This window comes from uncultured Nitrospira sp. (genome assembly GCA_902500695.1).
Lineage (GTDB): Bacteria > Nitrospirota > Nitrospiria > Nitrospirales > UBA8639 > Nitrospira_E.
Window position 1 is genome coordinate 35673 of record CABVRQ010000027.1, and the last position, 5183, is coordinate 40855.

Sequence of the window (5183 nt, forward strand, 5' to 3'; positions counted from 1 at the left end):
TACCATTGATGATCGGCTTCCCACACAAACTCTACCTCTAAGGGAAATTGGATTTTTCCCATAGGCAGGGGGTCCGCTGATTTAACCACCACTCGATATCCTTCCCCATCTGTCAGTTGAAGGGGAACAGAAAAATTTTCGCGATCTCTTCTAAAGGATCGGCAAGCACGTTTCGATCATGTCGACCCTAACCGGATGGACTGTCACATTACCGGTAGAGACATGCGAGTGTTTTTGAATTTATTGGAACGATCAGAAGCAGATAGCTTGAATGGCTATCCCCCAAACATGCGTTTTGAATTCCACAGCACAATGGGACTCAAAAAGTAATCGGATGATCAGGTCTGTTACGACCAGAAAATACCGGTTGGAAGGTGGGCTCTTTAATCACCTATGGAGAAGAACCGTTCGGTGGGCTCCTGTTTCGTCGGTTTGATCATATTCCCGTCCCTCCTCTAGGATTATACTTTGAATGCCATGGCGTAGGCTCCCCATACTGATACGGATCAAGCGGATCATCCCCCAGCACACCCACGCCGCCACCAGACAAACACATAACAACCCCGCTAGTATGACTTAGACTCCCCATTTCTCCACGACAGACTCCATTTTGATGGTAACGGGAAATTTCCCTCTTGTGGGAAACGGTTCAATCATAGAAGTTTTGGCGGATGCTGGATGGCATTGTTTTTCAAATTACCCAGAAGGGTTGAGATTTTCGAATACAAAATTCGGGAATTCATTGTCAGCCAGGATTGGATTTAAAAAAGCTCCGGGTTCTAGAAATTTTTGATATACCATTGATGATCGGCTTCCCACACAAACTCTACCTCTAAGGGAAATTGGATTTCCCCCATTGGCAGTGAGTCGGCTGATTTGGCCACCACTCTATATCCTTCCCCATCTGTTAGTTGAAGGGGAACGGAAAAATAATTCGCGATCTCTCCTAAATGATCAGCAAGCACGGTCCAATCATGTCGCATGACCTCACGCTTTCTGGTAGCCACAAACGAGACAGCCCCTTCAATATCTTGCTTTGCTAAAGCCGCCAGCATACCCCGCCACCGGGCATTGAGGGCAGCTTGGAGATCTTCCGGATTCTCTAACACCACGTCAGCCGTCGCTTCAAAGGTTTGGCCCTGTTTATTTGTGACGATCACCCGAGGGGAAAAATGGCCTGCTTGGGAAAACGTGACCGTCTGGGAATGGAGGTGAGGCCCTTCTGCATCAAACCTTCCATCTCCTTCATAATCCCAGGCAATCATGCCCACTTCCGTGACCGAATCCGTGGAAACCCTCAAGCTCACCTCACCAGGGACGACACCCCGCTCCGGGGATGCCCGGATGTGCACAAGAGGCGTTCTGCTGTGATCCATGGCGTAAGCAATGCCAACTCCACAAATGAAGACGAAGATGGCACCGGCGGATTTCCTCAGCCAAAACACTGGCTTCATTTTTCCGTTCTCCTTTTTATCTTTCTTATGGCCTTTGTCTTCAATACGGACGACTGGTAGGCCTCACTAAGCGACTTGATACAAACCTATCCGCCTATACTTCGGACATATTTATTGATTTCATGAATGTAATGTTCATGAAATCCCTTAACCCTAAAGTAAGCAAGGAACACGGTTCGTCCAGGCAGGATTCTTTACCTTGTCGTGGAATTCAGGTATGAAGCAATAGTATGGGATTATCTATTGACCGCGATCAGTTTGACGAAGAGGATTTCACCCGGTTTGGGCAACGGTTGACTCAAAGCTTGAAAGCCCTTGAGCATGTGGTGGAGCAGCCGGGGTTTGGTGTCGGTCCTCTTTCCATCGGGGCGGAACTCGAACTCTCGATTATCAATAGCCAGGGCCGGGCCTATCCCATTAATCGCACCCTCCTGAATTGCTCGCATGATGAACACCTCCAACTCGAGTTAGACCGGTTTAATTTGGAATATAATTTATCTCCGGTTGCCCTGGCGGGCCATCCCTTTTCCCATGTCCGCGCACAGTTGGCGAACGCCATCCAATCATTGGAATATTGTGCCCACAGATTGGGAGGACGCATTGCGCCGATTGGCATCCTGCCGACCCTCTGTGCTGAAGAATTGGATTCGCCGGTGATGTCAGACCTTCCGCGCTATCGCGCGCTCTCGACAGCACTCCGACGGTTGCGTGAGGGCCTCTTTTCCATCCACATCAATGGGCCGGAGCCCTTAACGGTGACTTGTCCGGATGTCACACTGGAAGGGGCCACGACCTCTTTTCAGATTCATCTTCGGGTGAACCCTCAGGATTTCGCCCGCGTCTTTAACGCGGCTCAACTCGTGACGCCCGTGGCCTTGGCTCTTAGTGCCAATAGTCCCATATTTTTGCAGCATCGCCTGTGGGAAGAAACACGCGTGGCCTTGTTTAAGCAGGCGATCGACAGTCGAAAAGCCCAGGAAGGCGATTGGCACCAACCGGCCAGAGTGTCGTTTGGCCACGGATGGGTCCGTCGCGGGGCGTATGAATTATTTGCCGAAGCTGTGGCGCTCCATGCTCCCTTATTGCCGGTTATGAGTATGGAAGACCCCATGGAATGCATCAGACGAGGACAATTGCCGCAGCTTGAGGAATTGCGCCTACACCAGGGAACCGTCTGGCGTTGGAATCGAGCGATCTATGATGCCGGTGCCAATGGCCATGTCCGCGTCGAATTTCGAGCCCTACCCTCAGGGCCTACCCCGATTGATATGGCGGCCAATGCCGCTTTTATTATCGGGCTGACGTTAGGCATGCGACAGCAGATCGACACCATCCTCCACCAGTTTCCGTTTGAATATGCTCACCGGAATTTCTATCGGTCGGCCGAATTTGGGATGGAGGCCATGTTAGTATGGCCAGGTGGGACCGCGCAGGGATTGCGCGAAATATCGGTGTGTGACTTGGCCAGGGAATTGTTGCCGGTGGCCGAAAAGGGCTTGGAGGAAAGCGGAGTGGAGAAAGAAGAAATCCAACTCATGCTGAATGTGATCCGTGATCGCTTGGAAGCACGAATGAATGGCGCGCGTTGGCAACTCCATCGGTTAGAACAGTATGAGAGACAAGGAGATGACCGTCCCACGGCTTTGACTCGCATGCTCGAAGATTACCTGCGCGCCTCACACACCGGGGCCCCCGTTTCCCAGTGGAGTCTGAACCCCGAATGAACCTGGCACGTCCTATACCCAGGTGGGAGGCACCCACACCACAAGACGTAGGGCACACCGTCGAGGATTTTCTGGTGAAACTGGCTGAACCCACTTTCCTTTGGCTTCCGGGCCTGGATGCCACGCGCACACGCGCTGTGAGTACCTTATTGCACGGCAATGAACCCTCAGGCGTGCGCGCCCTTCATCGATGGATACGGGAAGGCCGACAACCCCAGGTCAATTTGCTGTGTTTTATCGGGTCTATCGGAGCGGCCTTGACCAGGCCATTCTTTTCTCATCGATACGCACCAGAAGGAACAGATCTCAATCGGTGTTTCCGATCTCCGTTTGAGGGACCGGAAGGGGCCATCGCCCAAGCCATGCTTCAGGAACTGCATCACGCCCAACCCGAAGCCTTGATTGACTTACATAACACCTCCGGCCGAAGTCCGGCGTATGGTGTGACCACCCTGAACCGGGAAACCCATGAAACTTTGACGGGGGTCTTTTGTGATCATCTCATCATAACCGACTTGCGGTTGGGCTCATTAATGGAAGCGACGGAATACGACTGGCCGACCGTCACCATTGAAGCAGGATGGGCACAAGATCCACAGGCTGATGAGCTGGCCTTTCGCGGATTCACACGATATGCCCTGGCCAAGAATTTTTCGGATATCTCGTCACCGGTGACCGTGCTCCATCATCCCATTCGGGTGGAACTGCAGAAAGGGGCCACCATGGCCTTTAACGGTGGACCGGTTTCTGAAGTGGATCTCACCCTTCCGTCAGATGTGGATCGATTAAATTTTGGACTATGGTCTCCGCAAGAAACCCTGGGTTGGGTCGGGGCACGCGGCCTGGATGTGCTATGGGCAAAGAATGCCATGGGACAAAACGTCAGCTCCGCCATCTTTTCCGTGCACAACGGGGAACTTCGATTAGCTCATCCCAGCCGGCTCATGATGGTCACGACGAACCAAGAAATCGCCCAAAGCGATTGCCTCTTCTACATCCTCCCTGATTCGTGAACACCAAAATTCTCGGATTGAGCTCACACTTCTGAAACTTCTATGTGATGTCTTTTCAATCTCCCCCACCCCTTTCGAAGAAAGGAGTGGAGTGAGTGTATTTCCATTCAAGGGGAAAACTTTGTTGCAATGGATGATATGGCAAAATGATGACATCGTTTTGATATTGAGAGACTCGGAAGTATGTGAACCTGGCAGTATCAACGGGGGCGACAACGGAAAAACCCAGATATGATTTAATAGGTCAGGCTCCCTGGTTTAACTCCCAACTTTCCCACACCTCAACAAGTTTGTGTTACCGTTCCCGCCCCTGCTTGAGAGACATGGGGAGAAATGTATTTCAAAAGATACACTCTGTATCCAATTGGATAAATACGAAGGACGTCGCATGATCTCAACCAACTGGAGAACCCTTTCCTAACTTTTGCGAATTTAGATAGAAAGAACCTACGAAGATCCCAAAAAATCTTTGTAAAGCTCTTCTGAATGGGTTAACCCACAGAGGGAACTTCCCCCATCCACTCACTCTTAGAACAATTGCCCAAGCAAGGCATGGCATTTGCCTAATTCATATCAATAGATGAAATGTAAAGATCAAATTTTACGTTTCGAGTATTTTTCCTTTTCTTTGACTGCCATATCCACATGCCTACACCCCTCTCAACCATTTCTACTTTCTATAATCAATTTCTGACCTCGGTGACGCCGAAACGCGCCACCCTCCTAGTGATTGTGGCTTTGGGACTTTTGAGTGGAATGGCCTGGGTACATATCACCGAAAAAGAGCAATACCTGATTCAACGAAATTTCCGCTTGTTGAATTTATGGGGTCAGAACATCAGTCAAAAAATCCAGAGTTATCAAAAGGTGTTTGAAGTTGGAGCATCTGAGATTCAGGAAAATCTGAATCCCGAATCCAAGTCCGAGCTTTCGACTGTTATTAAAAACGAGGGCCGGAACTTATTGATCCGGATGATCCCGCCGACGGAAAA

4 protein-coding genes are annotated in these 5183 nt (G+C 50.4%); 3 read left to right on the top strand and 1 reads right to left on the bottom strand.

What is annotated here, in order from left to right; translation table 11 throughout:
* Positions 1 to 779: 779 nt before the first annotated feature.
* Positions 780 to 1454 carry a hypothetical protein gene (locus AAH187_RS08935; RefSeq protein ID WP_342348105.1) on the bottom strand — a complete coding sequence of 225 codons (675 nt, stop codon included), beginning with the start codon at positions 1452 to 1454 and terminating at the stop codon, positions 780 to 782.
* 230 nt (positions 1455 to 1684) lie between these two features.
* Between AAH187_RS08935 and AAH187_RS08940 the strand changes: the two genes are divergently transcribed.
* The 3 genes from AAH187_RS08940 to AAH187_RS08950 form a co-directional block, all read left to right on the top strand.
* Positions 1685 to 3178 carry a glutamate-cysteine ligase family protein gene (locus tag AAH187_RS08940; RefSeq protein WP_342348106.1) on the top strand — a complete coding sequence of 498 codons (1494 nt, stop codon included), beginning with the start codon at positions 1685 to 1687 and terminating at the stop codon, positions 3176 to 3178.
* Between the two features lie 74 nt (positions 3179 to 3252).
* Positions 3253 to 4191 (top strand): succinylglutamate desuccinylase/aspartoacylase family protein, encoded by a 939-nt coding sequence (locus AAH187_RS08945; protein ID WP_342348107.1) that lies wholly within the window; start codon positions 3253 to 3255, stop codon positions 4189 to 4191.
* A 645-nt stretch (positions 4192 to 4836) separates the two neighbouring features.
* Positions 4837 to 5183: hypothetical protein (locus AAH187_RS08950; RefSeq protein WP_342348108.1), on the top strand; the 347-nt coding region annotated here is incomplete at its 3' end.

Excerpts from the sequence above, each read along its gene's own strand:
- AAH187_RS08935 (WP_342348105.1), bottom strand. The coding sequence starts at position 1,454 with ATGAAGCCAGTGTTTTGGCTGAGGAAATCCGCCGGTGCCATCTTCGTC.
- AAH187_RS08940 (WP_342348106.1), top strand. The coding sequence starts at position 1,685 with ATGGGATTATCTATTGACCGCGATCAGTTTGACGAAGAGGATTTCACC.